This is a genomic window from Streptomyces sp. NPDC031340 (assembly GCF_055569945.1).
Window position 1 is genome coordinate 31,454 of record NZ_JBVIIE010000042.1, and the last position, 18,062, is coordinate 49,515.

Consider the following 18,062-nt stretch of genomic DNA (forward strand, 5'->3'; position numbering starts at 1 on the left):
GGGGCGCCGGAACGAGTGTCCGGCGCCCCCGCCTCATCAGACTCCCTGCCGCCAGGTGGCGCGGACGGCGGTCATGAAGATGCCCGGCCCGACGCCCAGCACGACTCCGCGCGCGCCCTCGGCGGGCGGCTTGGCGAAGGTCCTCTCCATCACCTCCAGCACCGAGGCGGAGCCGAGGTTGCCGACCTCCCGGAGCGAGTCGCGGGCCCGGTCGAACATCTCGGGCGGGCATCCGAAGCCCTCCGTGAAGCAGTCCAGGATCTTGGGGCTTCCGGTGTGCGAGACGATGAACTCCGGCGCGGCGTCCGGCCCGTCGGGCGCGGTCCGCGCCAGCCAGTCGCCGAGGCGTGGCAGGAGACCCCGGATCGCGCCCACCAGTCCGGCCGAGTTGTGGACGTGCCACCCGTCGCCGTGGGTGTCGGAACCGACGAGGTGGTGGCTGTCCGGCTGCACGCACTCCCAGGACCCGGTGAGTTCCATGTGCGGACCGCTGGCCCGCGAGCGGACCACGCAGGCGCCGGCGCCGTCCCCCAGGATGCCCTTGAAGATCATGCCGTCCATTCCCTGGTCGTCCCGGTGCAGATAGTGGCTGAACACGTCGGCACACACGACGAGAACGGTGGCGTCCGGGTGGGCGGTCACCAGGTCCATGGCCGTGGAGATGCCGAACACCCCGCCGGCACAGCCCAGTTGCGTCACCGGGACACGGCGCACCGACGGCCGCAGCCCCAGCCGCGCCATCAGCGGGATATCGAGTCCGGGCATGGTGTGCCCGGTGGCGCTGGCAACGACCAGGGCGTCGACGTCGGAAGGCTCCAGTCCGGCCTCCCGCAGCGTGCCGCGCGCGGCCTTCTCCGCGATGTCCAGGGAGTCGGCGAGGTGCTCGCGGGTCCGCTCCACGAGGGAGTACTCCTTGCGCAGCTGGTCGGCCAGGGGTCTGGTGTACCAGCGCGTACGCACGGTGGTGGCGCCTATGATCCGGCGGATGTCGGCCGATCTGGGGTGATCGGGGTACAACTCCGCGATGCGTTCGAGGACTTCATCAGTGGTGACCTGATGGTGGGGCAGAGCGACGACAGGTGCGCTGACGACTGGCACGACGTCTCCAAAACTGTGGGAGGTCTGCTGGAAAGTGCGGGTCGGTCGCACCCGCCCGGTCTGTCCGCGCCCGGGCTCCGGGCCCGGGCCATGGCCCGTCCGCTCTCGTCCTGGAAGTCTGCGCACGCCGAACACCCCCGGTGTCTGAGCATGCTCCCCCGTCGGGAGCGCCTTGCAGCGCGGAAAGAAGAACCTGGAACTGCTGCAGAACTGCAGAACTGCAGAACTGCAGAACTGCTGAAGTGCGGATGTGCAGGAATGCGGAAGCGCCGAACGGCGGAACGGTGGATCTGAGATCGCTGCGCCTGCCGGTGTACGGCGGTCCGGAGGATGCCCGTGAGACTCTCCGCTGCCGACCGGGTCCTGATTGACGGCACCCGGGATGCGCAGCCCGAAGCACGCCGGTGGACTCGCCCGGAACCGCTTCGGTCTCGGACCGTGTCCCCGACGTGACCGTACGGCAGAGCGGTTGCCGCGGCAAGACCGAATTTCAACGCCCGTGGAATCGATGCGGCGAACGCGTTCGTCCAGCTCTCAACCACATTCCCGCCACGGAGGGCCGCTCCGCGAATGGATATCAACAGGCATTGAAATCATCGCACGTTGAGTTTAACCTGGCGGTACGAGCAGCCCGCGTCCAGACCGAGGAAGGGCCGACCGCCATGTACGCACCGGCGCGCCACCGCGCGGACACCGACCCCTGGGTGGAGCGCGCGGTCTGCCGCGACGCCGACCCAGAGACCTTCTTCCCGCCCGCCGGCGGCACCGACGACTCCGACCGCGAGACGGCCGCCAAACGCCTGTGCGCCCGCTGCCCGGTGACCCGCGAATGTCTGCGCGAGGCGCTGCTGCACGAGGAGAGCACGGGGATCTGGGGCGGCCTCACCGTGCGGGAACGGCGCGAAGTGCTGCGGGTCGCCGCCACGTTGCGGGAGATGACCGACGAACTGGCCGCGTTCCTCGCCCACGGCGGACGCCGGATCACCGCGCCGCCGCGGGAACGGCCGGCGTACGTGTGGTTCCTGCACCGGCACGGCTGGGAACCGGGCCGGATCGCCGCCGCGCTGGGGCTCACCTTCAGCCAGGTCCAGCAGGCCTGGCGGGCGGCGGAGTACGCCTCCGCCTGCACCCGCGGGCCGGTGCACCGGATGCCGGGATTCAGCCCGGCGAAGATCCCCCCGGGCCGGACGCGGACGCCGGCGGCGCGGCCGGGTGCGCCCGGTGCCGCGACCGCCGGGGCGCGTGACGACGTCCGCCGTACGGGCGAGCCGGCTACGCCCGCGGTCCGCGCTCCGCGGCCGGCCGCGCCCAATGCCCGTACGCCCGACGGCCCACCCGGCGACGCCCCGGTGACCGGGAACCGTACGCCGGAGACCCGAGTGCCGAAGGTCCGCTCGGCGGAACCCGGTCGGCCCCACGGCCCCCGGCGCTGGGTGCGGCTGGGCGGCGCGGTCGGCGCCGGCACCGTGCGGGCGTCATGAGCGCGCTCGCGCCGGCGCAGCCGCGTCTGCTGACCCGGACCGTCACCACCGACGACGGCGCCGAGATCGTCGTCGACACCCACGGCGGACCCGACGCCCGGGCCACGGTCGTGCTGTGCCACGGCTGGACGCTGTCCGCCCGCGGCTGGCGGCCGCACATCGACGCGCTGACCCGGCCCCGCCCCGGCTTCCCGGCGGTGCGGACGGTCAGCTACGACCAGCGCGGACACGGCCGTTCCACCCGTGGCACCGCCCTGCTCGACATGGCCCTCCTCGGCCGCGACCTCGGCCGCGTGCTGACCGAGACCACGGCCGGGCTCGACGGTCCCGTGGTGCTGGTCGGCCACTCGATGGGCGGCATGGCGATCCAGCAGCTCGCCGCGCACCGGCCCGGCATGTTCGAGGCCCGGGTGGCCGGCGTCGCGCTGATCTCGACGTGCCTGGACCAGGTCGGAGCGGCGCCCGCCGCGCCCCGCGAACGGCAGGCGCAGCGCCGGGCCGAGGCCGGGCGCCGGGCGGTCGCCGCCGGCCTGCTGCGCTCCCCCGGCTGGGCCCGCACCGTGCACCGGCTGCTCACCGGCCCGCTCTCCCACCCGTCGACCGCTCCCGTGTGGCGCGCGCTGTTCGGCGCGGGGCCGCGGGGCGAGGGCGTCCGCACGGACGCGCGGGCGCTGCGCGACATCCCGCCGTTGACGGTCGCCGAGTTCTACGCGGCCCTGACCACCCACGACTGCGCCGGACGCCTGACCGCGCTGGGCCGGGTGCCCACCCGCGTCCTGGTCGGCGCCCTCGACGGGTACACCCCGCCGCAGCAGGCCGCGCGGCTGGCCGGCGACATCCCCGGCGCCGTCCTGCAGACGGTGCCGCACCAGGGCCACGACCTGCCGTACGAGCGGCCCGTGCTGGTCGTGGAGACCGTGCACGCGCTGCTGCGCGAACTGCGGCGGCCCGAAGACCCGCCGCGCGGCTCCCGCCCCCGTCCCGCCGAGCCGATGGCGACAGCGCGGTGACGCGCCCGCACACCGGCCCGGACGACGGGACGGGACTGCGCCCCGACGTGCTGGCGGCGCGCCGGATCGTGGTGAAGGTGGGCTCGTCGTCGCTGACGACGGCGCTCGGCGGACTCGACTCCGACCGGGTGGACGCCCTGGTGGACGTACTGGCGCGGGCCCGCGTCGCGGGCGCCGAGATCGTCCTGGTCTCCTCCGGCGCGATCGCCGCCGGCCTCGCCCCGCTGGGCCTCACCGAACGGCCCGCGGACCTGGCCCGCCAGCAGGCGGCGGCCTGCGTCGGGCAGGGGCTGCTGGTGGCCCGCTACACCGCCTCCTTCGCCCGCTATGGCCTGCGGGTGGGCCAGGTCCTGCTGACCGCGGACGACATGGGCCGCCGCACCCAGTACCGCAACGCCTACCGCGCGCTGGCCCAGGTGCTGACCATGGGCGCGGTGCCGGTCGTCAACGAGAACGACACGGTGGCCACCGCCGAGATCCGGTTCGGCGACAACGACCGGCTCGCCGCGCTGGTCGCCCACCTGGTCAGGGCCGACCTGCTGGTCCTGCTGTCGGACATCGACGGACTGTACGACGGCGACCCGCGCCGCCCCGGAGCCCGGCGGCTGAGCGAGGTGCGCGGCCCGCAGGACCTGCGGGACGTGGAGATCGGGGGCGCGGGCAGCGGCGTCGGCACCGGCGGCATGGTGACCAAGGTGGAGGCGGCGCGGATCGCGACCGCCGCGGGCGTCCCCGTCGTGCTGACGGCCGCCCGGCACGCCGCGGACGCGCTGGCCGGGCGGGAGACCGGGACGCTGTTCCACCGCACCGGCGACCGGGCCGCCGACCACCTGCTGTGGCTGGAGCACGCCAGCAGCCCGCGCGGCACGGTACAGCTCACCGACGGGGCGGTGCACGCGCTGGTGCAGGGACACGGGCCGCTGCCCGCGGAGGGCGTCACCCGGGTCGAGGGGCACTTCGTGGCCGGCGACCCGGTGGAGCTGGTGGACGAGGCGGGGCGGGTGGTGGGGCGCGGGCTGTCCTCGCTCGCCGTCCAGGAACTCGCCCTGCTGCGCGGCCGGTCCGGCCGGGAGGTGGTCGGCCAGGACGATCTGGTGCTGCTGCCGGCCGCCGCCCGCGCCGGACTCCCGGCCCAGCTGCGCCGACGGGTCAGCGTACGGATCCGGCCCGCCCACGAGCTGCCCGTCCACGAGACCGCCCGACCCGGCGCACCCGCGGGCCGCTCACCGCACCGGCCGACCGGCTGACACCGGGCCGGTCCGGGGCACGTCCGTCGGCGCCGACCGGAGCCGCCACGCGGGGAGCCCACGCGGCGGCTCCGGAGCCGGTGAGCCGGTCACCACACCGGCCGACCGGGATGACACCCAACCGGTACGGGATCCGCCCGGCGGAGCCGACCGGAGTCCCGCCACGCGCGAACCCCACACCCCGGCTCCAGAGCCGGCAAACCGGTCACCACACCAGCCGACCGGGCTGACACCCGGCCGGTCCGGGGGCCGCCCGGCGGAGCCGACCGGAGCAGCCGCTCGGCGGACAACCGGTCCCACTCCGCCACCCGCAACGGCCGTTCCTCGGCGGGCAGGGTGCAGGCCACGAAACCCGGTCCAGGTCGGTCATCGTGCTCACTTCCGTCGTCGTGTCCCGCTCGGGGACGTCTCCGACGGCGTTATGTGACCTGAAGACCTGTCTCAGACAGATGGTGTCTCATGGATTCTGCGGACCGATGATGTTGAATGCGAGCAGTGTGTGGTAAGCGGGGCAGCCAGGCCCCGACATCCGATTTGCGCGAGAAGCGCCATTTCTCAGTGCTGCCCTTGCAGCCCTGAGGGGGTTCGCACTCGTATGGACCTGTCAGCGGCGTCGCTGGTCGGCCCGCAGCTCGAAGTCTCCGTAGCTGTTGTCGACCGGGTTGACCGTGACGCCGGGTGCGACGATCTCGTCGATGGCGTCGAGGATGTCGGAAGAGAGGGTGATGTCGGCGGCGGGCAGGAACGCCTCCAACTGCTCCATGGTGCGTGGTCCGATGATCGCCGAGGTGACACCGGGGTGGTTGATGACGAAGGCGACGGCGAGTTCGATCAGGGAGATGCCGGCCTTCTCCGCCAGGACGGCAAGCTGTTCGACGGCGTCGAGCTTGCGCTGGTTGGCGGGTGTGTTCATGTCGAAGCGGGCCTGGGGGCGGGCGGCCGAGGCCGGCCCCTCGGCGGCGTTCTTGCGGTAGCGGCCCGAGAGCCAGCCGCCAGCCAGCGGGCTGTAGGTGAGGGTGCCCATGCCGTGGCGACGCACGGTCGGCAGCACGTCCTCTTCGATGCCGCGGACGAGGATCGAGTAGGGCGGCTGCTCGGTGACGAAGCGCTCCAGGTTCCGCTCGCGCGAGGTCCATTGGGCTTCGACGATCTGCGAGCCGGAGTAGGACGAGGAGCCGATGTAGCGGACCTTGCCCTGGCGGACGAGATCGGTGAGGGCGCCGAGGGTCTCCGAGACGTCTGTGTCGGGGCTGGGCCGGTGGACCTGGTACAGGTCGATGTGGTCGGTATTGAGCCGCTGCAGGGAGTTCTCGACCGCTCGGATGATCCAACGGCGCGAACCACCCCGCTGGTTGGGGTCGTCAGGGTCCATCGGCATGAAGAACTTGGTGGCCAGGAAGACGTCCTCGCGGCGGCCCTTCAGCGCCTTGCCGACGATCTCCTCCGAGACGCCGGCGGAGTAGACGTCCGCGGTGTCGACGAAGTTGACGCCCTCGTCGAGGGCACGGTGGATGATCCGGATCGAGTCGCTCTCGTCCTCGTTGCCCCAGGGGCCGAACATCATCGCGCCCAGGCACAGCGGGCTGACCTGGACGCCGGTACGGCCCAGCGGTCGGTACTGCATGGAGAGGTTCTCCTCTTTCGTGTGAGGGTCAGTCGTTGCCGGAGGGCACGACCGTTCCGGTGGTCGTCCAGCTCGCGAGCAGGTTCAGGGCCTGCTGCTCCGGGGAGTCCGGCTCGGGTGTGTAGAAGTTGAGGCGCAGGCCGGGGTCGGAGGGCAGCTCCATCGCCTCGTAGGGCAGGGCAAGATCGCCGACGAGCGGGTGGTGGAGGTTCTTCAGCCCGGAGCGGTGGAACTTCACGTCGTGCCGTGCCCACCTGCGGGCGAAGTCGCTGCTGCGGGTGGTCAGTTCGCCGATCAGGTCGGTGAGGGCCTTGTCGTGCGGCGCGCGGCCCGTCTCGGTGCGCAGGAAGGCGACGGCATCGTCGGCGCCCTTGTCCCAGTCGACCCAGAAGTCCTGGCTGGCGGGGTCGAGGAACAGGAAGCGGGCGCTGTTGACCGGCCCGCGCTGCGCGAACAGAGGTGAGTCGAACAGCGGCGCGTACAGCGCCCGGCCCAGGGCGTTGGCGGCCATGATGTCGAAGCGGGCGTTGCGGACGAACGCCGGCACGCCTGTCATCGAGTCGAGCAGCCGCAGGATCGTCGGCCGGACGCGTGAGGAGGTCACCGCCGGCCGCCGGCCGGACGGGCTGGCGGCGCGGGCCAGATCGTAGAGGTGGGTGCGTTCGGCCTCGTTGAGCTGCAGGGCTTGCGCGAGGGCTTCGAGGACCGAGTCGGAGGCGCCGGCGAGGTTGCCGCGCTCCAGGCGGACGTAATAGTCCACGCTCATGCCCGCCAGCAGGGCGACCTCTTCGCGCCGCAGCCCCGCGACACGGCGGTTTCCGCCGTAGACCGGCAGCCCGGCCTGCTCGGGGGTGATCCTGGCCCGCCGGGTGCTGAGGAACTCCCGCACCTCGGCAGCCACGTCCTTCTTGGTGTGGTCGGTCATGCTCATTTCCTGGTGTGGGTGCCCGGCTCTGACCGGGCTGGTCGCGTCGGCCGCCGGGCCGGACCCGACCTCGGGTAGAGGAGCACGGCGGACTCCTCTTCATCGGTCTGCTCGGTGTGCCGGCTCATCCACGGTAGGTCGGCCTGGAGGGGCCTGCGAGGTACTGCCAGTACCTGGAAGAGCAGTGACTCCCACCGCCCCGTCAAGGTGCCGTTACCTGGAAGAAGCCACAGACTGGCGGCCCGGGGTCGGGTCGCACTCCCGATCGACGCGAGGAAGATTGTGCGCACAGCAGCCACCCACGACACCGGCGATGCCCCCGCCGGGCCGGTCGCCGACTCGAGCCGTCCGGGCGGGCCGAGCGGCGACAGGACCAGCGCCCCGCGCCGCCAGGCACGGCGTTCCTCCGGGAGCCCGGCTCGTTCGACGCTGATCCTCGCGATCATCTGCGTCAGTTACTTCATGGTCATCCTGGACAACTCGATCGTGTTCACCGGGCTGCCGCAGATCCGCTCCGACATGGGGTTCTCCGAGACGGGCCTGTCGTGGATCACCAACGCCTATGTACTGGTCTTCGGCGGGCTTCTGCTCCTGGGAGCGCGCGCCGGTGATCTCTTCGGCCACCGCAAGGTCTTCCTGTACTCGCTGGTGGTCTTCTCGCTGGCCTCGCTCCTGGTAGGCGCCGCCCAGAGCGCCTGGTGGCTGATCGCCGCGCGTGCACTGCAGGGCGTCGGCGCCGCCGTTCTGGCTCCGTCCGCACTCTCCCTGCTCACGCGCAGCTTCGCAGAGGGCAAGGCCCGCAACCGGGCCATGGCCGCCTACAGCGCGGTGGCCGGCCTCGGCGCGGCGTTCGGGCTGGTCGTCGGAGGTCTGGTCGCGGACTTGATCTCGTGGCGGGCCGGGTTCTTCCTGAACGTCCCCATCGGCATCGTGATGATGGTGCCGGCGGTGCGCTTCCTGCCCGAGACCGCCCGCCGGCGGGGCCGTTTCGACATCGCAGGTGCGCTGCTGGCAACCGTGGGCTCGACCGCGCTGGTCTGGGGCATCGTGAACGCCGCAGACCACGGCTGGACGACGCCGGCCACTTGGCTCCCCCTCGCGTCGGGCGCGGTGATGCTGGTCTGGTTCGTCGGAGTGGAGCGGCGGGCCGCGCAGCCGATCGTGCCGCTGCGGCTGTTCGCGAGCCGGGAGCGTGCCGGCGCCTACGTCACCCGGATGCTCTACATGGGCGCGATGATCGGGTTCTTCTTCTTCACCGCGCAGTTCGTGCAGAGCGTCTACGGCTGGACACCGCTGCAGGCCGGCCTGGCCTTCCTGCCGATGACGCTGGTCAACTTCGTCTTCGCGGTCCGCGTACCCCGGCTGCTGGAAAGGTTCGGCAGGCCCCGGGTCCTGGCCGCGGGGGTCGTGCTGACGACGGTGGGCATGGCCTGGCTGAGCCGCCTGGACCTGCACACCCCCTACCTGACCGGTGTGGCCCTGCCGATGGTGATCATCGGCGCCGGCCAGGGCCTGGCACTGGCCCCGATGACCTCCAGCGGCGTCGACGGCGTCGCACCCGAGGACGCAGGGGCCGGCTCGGGCCTGGTCAACACCGTGCACCAGATCGGCAGCGCACTGGCCCTGAGCATCCTGACGGCCGTGGCCGCCACCGTCTCCACCGGTCACGCGGCCGCCGACATCGCGGCCCGCTCCGGCATGGCGCTGACGGGCTCCGCCGTCCTGCTCACCCTGGCCGTCGCCGCCGTCCTCACCCTGATCGTGCCCGCACAGGCGTCCCACAAGTAAAGGAACATGTGATGCAGACCCTCACCCTCAACAACGGCGTCGAGATGCCCGCCCTCGGCCTCGGTGTCTTCCAGACCCCGCCCGACGAGACGACCGCCGCGGTCACGGCCGCGCTGGAGCTCGGCTACCGGCACATCGACACCGCCGCCGCCTACGGCAACGAACGCGAGGTCGGCCAGGCCCTGCGCAACTCCGGCGTCCCGCGCGACGGCATCTTCGTCGAGACCAAGATCTGGATCAGCGACTACGGCTACCACGAGACCCTGCACGGCTTCGACAAGAGCGCCGCCAAGCTGGGCCTGGACCGCATCGACCTGCTCATCCTGCACCAAGCCCTGCCGTCGGACTTCGACAAGACCGTCGCCGCCTACCGGGCGCTGGAGAAGCTGCTGGCCGACGGCAAGGTCCGCGCCATCGGCGTCAGCAACTTCATGGTCGACCACCTGACCGCCCTGCTCGACGCCACCGATGTCGTGCCCGCCGTCAACCAGCTGGAGATCCACCCCTACTTCCAGCAGCGCGCCGTTCTCGACTTCGACGACGCCCACGGCATCCTCAACCAGGCGTGGTCCCCCATCGGGGGCATCACCTTCTACCGCGGCTACGGCGAGGACCGCCGAAGCGTCCTTCAGGACCCGGCCGTCACTGCCATCGCCGACGCCCACGGCAAGAGCCCCGCCCAGGTGCTCCTGCGCTGGGGCGTCCAGCAGGGCCGCTCCGTCATCCCCAAGTCCACCAAGCGGCACCGCATCGCCGAGAACATCGACGTCTTCGACTTCGACCTCACCGCCGCCGAGATGGCCGCCCTGGACGCGCTGGAGACCGGCCGGCGCGGCGGTCCCGAGCCCGAGAACATCACCCTCGCCGACTACGGCCGCGCTATCCCCGAAGCCTGACCTTCACCCCGTACGACCTGCAAGAAGGAACCACAGTGCCCACCACCGTCAGCGCGTTCGGCGCCCACGAGGCCGGCCGGCCGCTCGCCCCCGTCACCATCGAGCGCCGTGACGTCGGCCCCCACGACGTCAGGCTCGACATCCTGTACTGCGGGATCTGCCACTCCGACATGAACTTCGTCGACGGCTCCTTCGGCCCGCTCCCGGTCAGCCCGCTCGTCCCCGGCCACGAGATCGTCGGCCGCGTCACCGAAACCGGCTCCGCCGTCACCCGCCACCAGGTCGGCGACCTGGTCGGCATCGGCTGCATGGCCAACTCCTGCCGCGAGTGCGACAACTGCCGGGCCGGGCAGGAACAGTACTGCCTCAAGGGCAACACCCTCGTCTTCGGCAGCCCCGACCCCGCCGAGCCCGGCGCCCACACCCAGGGCGGCTACTCCGAGGCGATCGTCGCCCCCGAGGACTTCGTCGTCCGCGTGCCCGAGACCCTCGACCCGGCCGCCGCCGCGCCGCTGCTGTGCGCGGGCATCACCGTCTACGCCCCGCTCAAGCGGTTCGCCGCCGCTCCCGGCACCAAGGTCGCGGTCGTCGGCCTCGGCGGTCTCGGTCACCTCGGCGTGAAGATGGCCAAGGCCATGGGTGCCGACGTCACCGTGCTGTCCCGGTCGGAAAGCAAGCGCGAAGCCGCCGCGGCCCTCGGCGCCGACCACTACGCCGCGACCGGTGACGGCACCGCCTTCACCGAGCTGGCCAACACCTTCGACATCGTCCTCAACACCGTCAGCGCGCCCATCGATCTGGCGGACTACCTCGGCCTTCTGCGTCTGCACGGCACCATGATCAGCGTGGGTGTCACCACGCAGCCGATGCCACTGGACGTCTTCCCCCTGCTGCAGAACGGGCGCTCCTACGCCGGTTCCCTGTTCGGCGGTATCGCCGAGACGCAGGAGATGCTCCACTTCGCCGCCGAGCACCAGGTCACCGCCGACATCGAGCTGATCGGCGCACGGGACATCAACACGGCCTACGAGCGGATCAACGCCTCCGACGTCCGCTACCGGTTCGTGATCGACGGCTCGACCTTCAAGGGGCTCAACGCATGACGCAGCCAGCCCGTTCGGACATGCATCGCATCCTGATCATCGGCGGCACCGGCAGTATCGGACGACTCGTCGCCGCCCGCCTGCTCGAGCTGGATCGCCTGCCGCGCGTGCTCACCCGCGACCCCGACCGCGCCCAGCGGTCGCTGCCCAGCGGCGCCGAGGTGGCGGCAGGAGAGCTGGCCGACCCGCCGGCCGTGCGCGCCGCCGTCGCCGGCGTCGACGCCGTCGTGATGACCCACGGAGCGCCCTACGGATCCGGCGACTACGCCGCGGTCGACTACGGCGCCGTACCCGCGGTGCTCGACGCGCTGGACGGACATCGCGTGCCCGTGGTGCTGATGAGTTCGATCGGGGTCACCGCGACCGGCGGACAGTCGCGGGAGCTGCTGGAGTGGAAGCGCCGTGGTGAGCGCCTCCTGCGGGTCAGCGGCCTGCCGTACACGATCGTCCGGCCCGGCTGGTTCGACGCGGGCAGCAGCTCCCACCAGCAGGTGGACCTGCGCCAGGGCGACCTGACCGAGTACGGGCCCGTCCGCCGCGACCACGTCGCCGAGACGATCGTCCAGGCCCTGCTGACCCCGTCGGCGAGGGGCAGGACCGTGGAGGTCTTCTCGGCCGACGGCCCGGCCATCACCGACTGGCCGGGCGCGTTCCTCGCAACCGAACCCGACCGGCCGGGCGACCTGGACGGTGCCCGTGACCGGCCCGGACCGCGACCGGAGGCAGAACCCGAGCGTGTCCGCGCCGACCTGCGACGTTACGCCCACACCCCCTGACACCCCACACTTGAGGAGACAGTCATGAAGGCAGCCATCTTCCGAGGCGAGAAGCACATCGAGCTCGGAGAACGCCCTGACCCCGTCATCCGGGAGGCGACCGACGCCGTCGTCCGCGTCGTGCGGGGCTGCGTGTGCGGCTCCGACCTCTGGTACTACCGCGGCATCAACCCCCATAAGGTGGGCAGCATCGGCCACGAGTACGTCGGCGTCGTCGAGGCGGTGGGCGAGGACGTGCAGACCCTGGCGGTCGGCGACTTCGTGATCGCCCCCTTCACCTACAGCGACGGCACCTGTCCCGCCTGCCGGGCCGGGTTCGAGTCCAACTGCGAGCACGGAGGAGCCTTCGGCGACGGCGAGAGCGACGGCGGCCAGGGCGAGAAAGTCCGCGCACCCTACGCAGATGCGACCCTTGTGAAGGTCCCCGCGCCGGCCGACGGGTTCACCGACGCTCAGCTCGCCTCCTTCACCGCACTCTCCGACGTCATGTGCACCGGCTACCACGCCGCCGTGAGCGCGGGCGTGAAGCAGGGCGACACCGTCGCCGTCGTCGGTGACGGCGCAGTCGGCCTCTCGGCCGTGCTGGCCGCCCAGCTCCTCGGCGCCGGCCGGATCATCGCGCTGAGCCGTCACGCCGACCGGCAGGCTCTCGCGAGAGAGTTCGGCGCCACCGACATCGTCGCCGAACGCGGCGACGAAGCCGTCACGGCCGTACTCGGCCTCACCGACGGCGCCGGCGTCGACGCCGCGCTCGAATGCGTCGGCACCGACCAATCCATCCAGACCGCCGCAGGCATCGTCCGCGCCGGCGGCATGATCGGCGCCGTCGGCGTCCCGCTCTACGAAAAGTTCGACCACAAGACCCTCTTCTGGAAGAACATCGGCATCAAGGGCGGCGTCGCCCCCGCCCACCACTACATCCCCGAGCTGCTGCAGCACGTACTGGACGGAACGATCAACCCCGGACTCGTCTTCGACTACTCCACCGACCTCGACCACATCGCCGACGCCTACGCCGCCATGGACGAACGCCGCGCGATCAAGTCACTCCTCACGGTCAGCCAGCCGTAAGCCCGGACCCCTGCACCGGTCCGATGGGGCGACCAGCACAGCCGGTTCCCACAGTCGCCGGGACAGGTCCTCACTACGGGGTCGTGGCAGAAGCCATCGCCCCAGAGGGCGCCGTCCAAGTTCGGTGAGCGACCCGATCAATCCCAGGGGGCCGGACCCAACTCACAACCCCGACAAGGAGTCACCATGCCCGCCCCCGACGCAACGGCCACCGCGGATCTGCGGGAGGCCCACCGCGCCTACCTTGACGCCATGCTCGAAGGGGACACCGCAACTCTCGACGACCTGCTCGCGGAGAGTTTCACTCTCACCCACATGACGGGATACGTGCAGCCGAAGGCCGAGTGGCTGGCGCAGATGCGGCAGGGACGGTTCCGCTACCACTCCATCAAGGAGAAGGACACCGCTTGTGACGTCGATGACGACGGCACGGCCTGCCTGACGGTTCGGACCGTGACCGACGCCACCGTGTACGGCACCCGCGCAGAATGGCGTCTGCGCCTGGCCACCGACTACGCCCGTCAGGACGACGTATGGGTCGCCCAACGGACCGTCGCCACCACCTGGTGAACCCGGCCGCCGGCTCGGATCCGGTGCGCGCCGCTACAGCCGCCCGACATCGGCGTGCGACGCCGACGAACGGCGCGGCCCGCACCACGTGTGAGCATGACGCTCCGGAACACCACAAAGGGGCGCGCTACAGGCACGCCGACTGCCTGTCCCCGCTCACACCGCTCGCCCGACCCGTCCCTCGGAGGAAGACTCATGGCCGCGCTCGAGTTCATCGTGATCCTCGGGTGCGCCCTGCTCGTCAGCGGGGCCCTCGCCCACCGGCTCCGGGTGGCCGCACCCGTCCTGCAACTGGCCGCCGGCGTCGCCCTCGGCTTCGTGCCCGCCCTGCGTGAGACAGAACTGCCGCCGGATGTGCTGCTGCTCGTCTTCCTGCCAGTGCTGCTGTACTGGGAGAGCGTGACCACCTCGCTGCGTGCGATCCGGCGGGACCTGCGCGGCATCGTGCTGACCGGCACGCTTCTGGTCGCCGTCACCGCCTGGGCCGTGGCCGCGCTCGCCCACATGCTCGGTCTGCCGTGGGGCCCGGCCTGGGTGCTCGGCGCCGCCGTGGCACCGACGGACGCCACCGCCGTCAGCGTCGCCTCCCGGCTGCTGCCCCAGCGCAACGTCACACTGCTGCGCGCCGAATCTCTCATCAACGACGGCACCGCGCTGGTCGTCTACAGCCTCGCGGTCGGCGTCACCGTCGGCTCCGAGCACCTCAGCGCGGCCCACGTGAGCGGCCTGGTGACGCTGTCCTACGGTGGCGGCCTGGCGGCCGGAGCGGTGGTGGCATGGCTCGGCATCCAGCTGCGGCGTCGGGTGCGCCAACTCGGCGACACACTGCTGGACAACCTGACGATCATCCTGATCCCGTTCAGCGCCTACCTGGTGGCCGAGCAGATCGAGGCGTCAGGCGTGCTCGCAGTGGTGGTGTGCGGGCTGATCATGAGCCAGGCCGGGCCGAGCCTGGGCCGGGCTGCGGCCCGGCGGCAGACAGAAGCTTTCTGGTCGCTGGCGATGTACCTCCTGAACGGCGCCCTGTTCGTTCTGGTCGGGCTCGAAGCGCAAGCGGCGGTCCGCGCCCTGTCCGGTACCGCCCTGACCGAGGCCGTGGTGATGGTGGTGGCGGTGGCGTGTGCGCTGGTCATCGTCCGCTTCCTGTTCCTGTTCGTCGCGGTGTACACCATCAGGGCGCTGGACCGGCGTCCGCAGCAGCGCGGACGCCGGATGGGTCACCGTGCTCGGGCTGTCAGCGCTCTGGCGGGCTTCCGCGGAGCCGTCTCCCTGGCCCTGGCCCTGTCCGTGCCGTACACGCTCGACTCCGGCGTGCCGTTCCCCGACCGCGACACGATCGTCTTCGTCACCGCCGGTGTCGTCGTCGCCACCCTCGTGGTGCAGGGCCTGGTGCTTCCGGCCGTCGCCCGCTGGGCACGGCTGCCTCAGGACACGGACTCCGAGCAGGAGCTTGCCCTCGCCCGGACCGCTGCCTCCCGGGCCGCTCTGGACGCACTCCCCGCGACAGCGGCCGACCTCGGTACCGACGCCGAGACCGTCGAGAGGCTGAAGACCGAGTACGAAACGCACCTGAGTACAGTGCACGCCGCCGACGCCGCGAGCGGCCCGGAGTCCGAACCTCTCCTGCGACGCCGACGCCAGGAGACCTCCCTGCGCCTGGCGCTCCTGGAACACAAGCGCTCCGCCGTCATCGCCCTGCGCGATGGGCACCGCATCGACGACGCCGTTCTGCTGCGGGTACAGGAACAACTCGATGCAGAGGAGGTACGCCTCGCGCAGGTAAGCCAGGACCAGTAACTGCCCCCGCCAGTGCCGGTGCCCGATACGGGCGCCCTGGTCGGCCAGAAGGCGGCTCGACCGTCGTCGACCGAAACCACCGCGCCGTTGAAACAACGAGGAGTCTTCCGCCGGTGAATAGGCGACATGGGCCAGATCAGCGTTGACTGCGGCGCACCGGACTCGCCTGAGGCAATCGATCCGACGCGCGGCTGAGGGTCACCCCGCACGGATGCAAGTCCGGCCACGCGGGCGGGTGGTGTCAACCCCTGGGGTTACCACGGAAGTTGCAGAGGCCGGGCGGCTACCGCGGTGGTTTGCGGGGTCGTCAACCGCGGGTGGGACGCGGTTCGACCGGGTGGACCGTAGGTTCTGGGGTCACGGGGCGCCGGAGGACCACCGGGGCCGCGGTGGAGGGCGGCGCGGGAAAGCGCCGCCCTCGTGACCACCAGCCGGAAGCACGCGACTGCCGACCGCTTCCGGCCACGACCGAACACAGGGGGAACACCCATGTCCATGCGCAGGTTCTTCGTCGCCACCGCGGCGGTCGCCGCCGTTCTGACCGCCGGCGCCCAGGCCCCGGCCTGGGCCGCCCAGGACTCCGGCGCCGTCGCCGCGGCCACCTGCAACATCCACTGGAAGACCAGCGGGGGCTACTCCGGATTCACCGCCGGCTACAGCTGGGCCTGGAACACGGTGGTGCAGCGGGGCGACCAGGGCAACATCGTCCGTGAGATCCAGTGCCTGATCAACGACCACGCGTACTACGACGGCCCGAAGCTGACCGTCGACGGGGACTACGGCGCGAAGACGGAGGCGGCGGTCCACAGGCTCCAGGTCAACTGGAGTGCCGGTGGCGACCACCCCATCTCGATCGACGGCATGGTCGGCCCGCAGACCTGGCGGGCGCTGCGCTCCGCCTGATCCGTACCGATCGGACGCGCTCGGCTCGCCGCCGGGGCCGCAGCGACCGGCTCCGGCGGCGAGCCGTCAGTCGATGCCGCGGACGATGTGGGTCTCGGCCGGGTCCTCGTCCACGCCGGCGAGGGCCAGGTGCGGGGCCTCGGGCGCGGCGGGCCGGAAGGCGGCCGGCCGGGAGATCCCGTGCGGCTCGCGCTCGTACAGCGGCCGGCCCGCCGGTCTGGTCTCCGTGATGATCCGTATGTACATGGACCGACCTCCCGTCTACTGCACCGGGGCGGCGGCTCCGCCCCGGATGTGACCGTCGCCCACCAGGACGTACTTGGTGGTGGTCAGCGCGGTCACCCCCATGGGGCCGCGCGCGTGGAGTTTCTGGGTGGAGATGCCGAGTTCGGCGCCGAGGCCGAGTTCTCCGCCGTCGGCGAAGCGGGTGGAGGCGTTGACAGCGACGACCGCGGTGTCCAGCGACGCGACGAAGCGGCGGGCGGCGGCCTGCGATTCGGTGACGATCGCCTCGGTGTGGCCGCTGCCGTGCCGGCGGATGTGCTCGACCGCCTCGTCGAGGGAGCCGACGACGGCGGCCGCGAGTTCGAGGGCCAGGTACTCGCGGTCCCAGTCGGCGTCGGTGGCCGGCACGACCGCGTCGTGGAAGGAGCGCACCCGCGCGTCGCCGTGCACCAGCACGCGGTGCTCGGTCAGCGCCCGCAGCGCGCGGGGCAGGAAATCGGCCGCGACGGCCTCGTGCACCAGCAGGGACTCGGCCGCGTTGCACACGGACGGGCGCTGGGTCTTGGCGTTGAGCAGGATGGCGAGTGCCTTGTCGAGGTCGGCGTGCTCGTCGACGTAGACGTGGCAGTTGCCGACGCCCGTCTCGATGACCGGGACCGCGGCGTCCCGCACCGTGGCCTGGATCAGCGCGGCGCCGCCGCGCGGGACGAGGACGTCCACCAGGCCCCGCAGGGACATCAGTTCGCGTACGGAGGCGTGGGTGGTGCCGGGCACCGTCTGTACGGCGTCGGCGGGGACGCCGGTGTCGGCGAGGGCCTCGCGCAGGGCCGCGACCAGGGCGGCGTTGGTGTGGCGTGCGGTGGAGGAGCCGCGCAGGAGGGCGGCGTTGGCGCTCTTGAGGCAGAGGCCGGCGGCGTCGACGGTGACGTTGGGCCGCCCCTCGTAGATCACGCCGACCACGCCGAGGGGGACCCGGACGCGGCGCACCTCGAGACCGCTGGGCAGCACTCCCCCGCTGACGATCTCGCCGACCGGGTCGGGCTGGTCCGCCAGGGTGCGCAACATGGCCGCGAGGCCGTCGAGTTGGGCGCGGGTGAGGGTCAGCCGGTCGAGCACGGTCGCCGACCGGCCGGCGGCGCGGGCCGCGGCGAGGTCGCGTTCGTTGGCGGCGAGGATCCCGGCCGGGTCGAGGGCGAGCCGGCGCGCCATCGCGGACAGCGCGGCGTCCCGCTCGGCGCCGGTGGTGAGGGCGAGGCCGCGCGCGGCGGCCCGGGCGGCGAGCGCGGCCTCGCGGACGGTGGGGGCGGCCGCCGCGGACGGGTCGGGGGCGTCGCCGGTGCCGGGGTGCCGGGGTGCCGTGGTCGTCATCGGTCCTCCCCCTGTTCCGCGGGGGGCGTCGGGGCGTGCGGGGGCAGGACGTCCGCGGACGTCGGTGACCAGCCGATCAGTTCGGCCAGCAGCGCCCAGGCGAGGGCGTCCGCCGCGTCGCCGTGGGCGGTGGGTTCGGGGCCCGTGCTCTTCATAGGGGTTCTCCCTGTCCTTGGCGGA

General features: G+C 72.1%; 17 protein-coding genes. 11 read left to right on the top strand and 6 right to left on the bottom strand.

Annotated elements, in window-relative coordinates; genetic code table 11:
* Positions 1 to 36: 36 nt before the first annotated feature.
* Positions 37 to 1,098, bottom strand: coding sequence for a type III polyketide synthase (locus tag ACZ5GT_RS28355; RefSeq protein ID WP_469031754.1), 1,062 nt, complete (start codon positions 1,096 to 1,098; stop codon positions 37 to 39).
* Between the two features lie 662 nt (positions 1,099 to 1,760).
* On the opposite strand from ACZ5GT_RS28355, the gene ACZ5GT_RS28360 reads away from it, so the two are divergent.
* The 3 genes from ACZ5GT_RS28360 to proB are packed head-to-tail and all read left to right on the top strand — an operon-like array spanning position 1,761 to position 4,836.
* Positions 1,761 to 2,579 carry a WhiB family transcriptional regulator gene (locus ACZ5GT_RS28360; RefSeq protein WP_469031755.1) on the top strand — a complete coding sequence of 273 codons (819 nt, stop codon included), beginning with the start codon at positions 1,761 to 1,763 and terminating at the stop codon, positions 2,577 to 2,579.
* Entirely contained in the window at positions 2,576 to 3,589 is a 1,014-nt protein-coding gene (locus tag ACZ5GT_RS28365) for an alpha/beta fold hydrolase (protein WP_469031756.1), read from the top strand. The genes ACZ5GT_RS28360 and ACZ5GT_RS28365 overlap by 4 nt, the downstream gene beginning before the upstream one ends.
* The gene (gene proB, locus ACZ5GT_RS28370; protein WP_469031757.1) at positions 3,586 to 4,836 is read left to right on the top strand and encodes a glutamate 5-kinase; all 1,251 of its coding nucleotides are present in this window, start codon (positions 3,586 to 3,588) and stop codon (positions 4,834 to 4,836) included. Before ACZ5GT_RS28365 ends, proB begins: the two co-directional genes overlap by 4 nt.
* A gap of 604 nt (positions 4,837 to 5,440) precedes the next feature.
* On the opposite strand, the gene ACZ5GT_RS28375 is transcribed toward proB, so the two are convergent.
* Both ACZ5GT_RS28375 and ACZ5GT_RS28380 read right to left on the bottom strand, forming a co-directional pair.
* Positions 5,441 to 6,460 carry an aldo/keto reductase gene (locus ACZ5GT_RS28375; RefSeq protein WP_469031758.1) on the bottom strand — a complete coding sequence of 340 codons (1,020 nt, stop codon included), beginning with the start codon at positions 6,458 to 6,460 and terminating at the stop codon, positions 5,441 to 5,443.
* A 28-nt stretch (positions 6,461 to 6,488) separates the two neighbouring features.
* Entirely contained in the window at positions 6,489 to 7,385 is an 897-nt protein-coding gene (locus tag ACZ5GT_RS28380) for a helix-turn-helix transcriptional regulator (RefSeq protein WP_469031759.1), read from the bottom strand.
* A 282-nt stretch (positions 7,386 to 7,667) separates the two neighbouring features.
* Between ACZ5GT_RS28380 and ACZ5GT_RS28385 the strand changes: the two genes are divergently transcribed.
* The 8 genes from ACZ5GT_RS28385 (at position 7,668) to ACZ5GT_RS28420 (ending at position 16,289) form a co-directional block, all read left to right on the top strand.
* On the top strand, positions 7,668 to 9,173 hold the full coding sequence (locus tag ACZ5GT_RS28385; protein WP_469031760.1) for an MFS transporter: 1,506 nt from the start codon (positions 7,668 to 7,670) through the stop codon (positions 9,171 to 9,173).
* 11 nt (positions 9,174 to 9,184) lie between these two features.
* On the top strand, positions 9,185 to 10,069 hold the full coding sequence (locus ACZ5GT_RS28390; RefSeq protein ID WP_469031761.1) for an aldo/keto reductase: 885 nt from the start codon (positions 9,185 to 9,187) through the stop codon (positions 10,067 to 10,069).
* A gap of 35 nt (positions 10,070 to 10,104) precedes the next feature.
* Positions 10,105 to 11,172 carry an NAD(P)-dependent alcohol dehydrogenase gene (locus ACZ5GT_RS28395; protein ID WP_469031762.1) on the top strand — a complete coding sequence of 356 codons (1,068 nt, stop codon included), beginning with the start codon at positions 10,105 to 10,107 and terminating at the stop codon, positions 11,170 to 11,172.
* Positions 11,169 to 11,948 (top strand): SDR family oxidoreductase, encoded by a 780-nt coding sequence (locus tag ACZ5GT_RS28400; protein WP_469031763.1) that lies wholly within the window; start codon positions 11,169 to 11,171, stop codon positions 11,946 to 11,948. Before ACZ5GT_RS28395 ends, ACZ5GT_RS28400 begins: the two co-directional genes overlap by 4 nt.
* A gap of 24 nt (positions 11,949 to 11,972) precedes the next feature.
* A complete protein-coding gene (locus ACZ5GT_RS28405; protein ID WP_469031764.1) occupies positions 11,973 to 13,019 on the top strand; it encodes a zinc-binding dehydrogenase in 1,047 nt (348 codons plus the stop codon).
* Positions 13,020 to 13,205: 186 nt separating this feature from the next.
* Positions 13,206 to 13,589: a nuclear transport factor 2 family protein gene (locus ACZ5GT_RS28410; RefSeq protein ID WP_469031765.1), complete on the top strand. Its 384-nt coding sequence runs from the start codon at positions 13,206 to 13,208 to the stop codon at positions 13,587 to 13,589.
* A 195-nt stretch (positions 13,590 to 13,784) separates the two neighbouring features.
* A complete protein-coding gene (locus tag ACZ5GT_RS28415; RefSeq protein WP_469031766.1) occupies positions 13,785 to 15,386 on the top strand; it encodes a Na+/H+ antiporter in 1,602 nt (533 codons plus the stop codon).
* A 489-nt stretch (positions 15,387 to 15,875) separates the two neighbouring features.
* The gene (locus tag ACZ5GT_RS28420) at positions 15,876 to 16,289 is read left to right on the top strand and encodes a peptidoglycan-binding domain-containing protein (RefSeq protein ID WP_469031767.1); all 414 of its coding nucleotides are present in this window, start codon (positions 15,876 to 15,878) and stop codon (positions 16,287 to 16,289) included.
* Positions 16,290 to 16,355: 66 nt separating this feature from the next.
* Here ACZ5GT_RS28420 and ACZ5GT_RS28425 read toward each other — a convergent pair whose 3' ends face one another.
* Genes ACZ5GT_RS28425 through ACZ5GT_RS28435 form a run of 3 tightly spaced genes read right to left on the bottom strand, consistent with a single transcriptional unit; the run spans position 16,356 to position 18,037 of the window.
* Positions 16,356 to 16,535 carry a hypothetical protein gene (locus ACZ5GT_RS28425; RefSeq protein WP_469031768.1) on the bottom strand — a complete coding sequence of 60 codons (180 nt, stop codon included), beginning with the start codon at positions 16,533 to 16,535 and terminating at the stop codon, positions 16,356 to 16,358.
* Between the two features lie 15 nt (positions 16,536 to 16,550).
* Positions 16,551 to 17,882: a glutamate-5-semialdehyde dehydrogenase gene (locus ACZ5GT_RS28430; RefSeq protein WP_469031769.1), complete on the bottom strand. Its 1,332-nt coding sequence runs from the start codon at positions 17,880 to 17,882 to the stop codon at positions 16,551 to 16,553.
* Entirely contained in the window at positions 17,879 to 18,037 is a 159-nt protein-coding gene (locus ACZ5GT_RS28435) for a hypothetical protein (protein WP_469031770.1), read from the bottom strand. The genes ACZ5GT_RS28430 and ACZ5GT_RS28435 overlap by 4 nt, the downstream gene beginning before the upstream one ends.
* Positions 18,038 to 18,062: the final 25 nt, after the last annotated feature.

What these genes read in the sequence shown, in the direction of transcription:
- ACZ5GT_RS28360 (WP_469031755.1), top strand. Translation starts at nt 1,761, where the DNA reads ATGTACGCACCGGCGCGCCACCGCGCGGACACCGACCCCTGGGTGGAG.
- ACZ5GT_RS28365 (WP_469031756.1), top strand. Translation starts at nt 2,576, where the DNA reads ATGAGCGCGCTCGCGCCGGCGCAGCCGCGTCTGCTGACCCGGACCGTC.
- ACZ5GT_RS28375 (WP_469031758.1), bottom strand. Translation starts at nt 6,460, where the DNA reads ATGCAGTACCGACCGCTGGGCCGTACCGGCGTCCAGGTCAGCCCGCTG.
- ACZ5GT_RS28380 (WP_469031759.1), bottom strand. Translation starts at nt 7,385, where the DNA reads ATGACCGACCACACCAAGAAGGACGTGGCTGCCGAGGTGCGGGAGTTC.
- ACZ5GT_RS28390 (WP_469031761.1), top strand. Translation starts at nt 9,185, where the DNA reads ATGCAGACCCTCACCCTCAACAACGGCGTCGAGATGCCCGCCCTCGGC.
- ACZ5GT_RS28400 (WP_469031763.1), top strand. Translation starts at nt 11,169, where the DNA reads ATGACGCAGCCAGCCCGTTCGGACATGCATCGCATCCTGATCATCGGC.
- ACZ5GT_RS28405 (WP_469031764.1), top strand. Translation starts at nt 11,973, where the DNA reads ATGAAGGCAGCCATCTTCCGAGGCGAGAAGCACATCGAGCTCGGAGAA.
- ACZ5GT_RS28410 (WP_469031765.1), top strand. Translation starts at nt 13,206, where the DNA reads ATGCCCGCCCCCGACGCAACGGCCACCGCGGATCTGCGGGAGGCCCAC.
- ACZ5GT_RS28415 (WP_469031766.1), top strand. Translation starts at nt 13,785, where the DNA reads ATGGCCGCGCTCGAGTTCATCGTGATCCTCGGGTGCGCCCTGCTCGTC.
- ACZ5GT_RS28420 (WP_469031767.1), top strand. Translation starts at nt 15,876, where the DNA reads ATGTCCATGCGCAGGTTCTTCGTCGCCACCGCGGCGGTCGCCGCCGTT.
- ACZ5GT_RS28425 (WP_469031768.1), bottom strand. Translation starts at nt 16,535, where the DNA reads ATGTACATACGGATCATCACGGAGACCAGACCGGCGGGCCGGCCGCTG.
- ACZ5GT_RS28430 (WP_469031769.1), bottom strand. Translation starts at nt 17,882, where the DNA reads ATGACGACCACGGCACCCCGGCACCCCGGCACCGGCGACGCCCCCGAC.
- ACZ5GT_RS28435 (WP_469031770.1), bottom strand. Translation starts at nt 18,037, where the DNA reads ATGAAGAGCACGGGCCCCGAACCCACCGCCCACGGCGACGCGGCGGAC.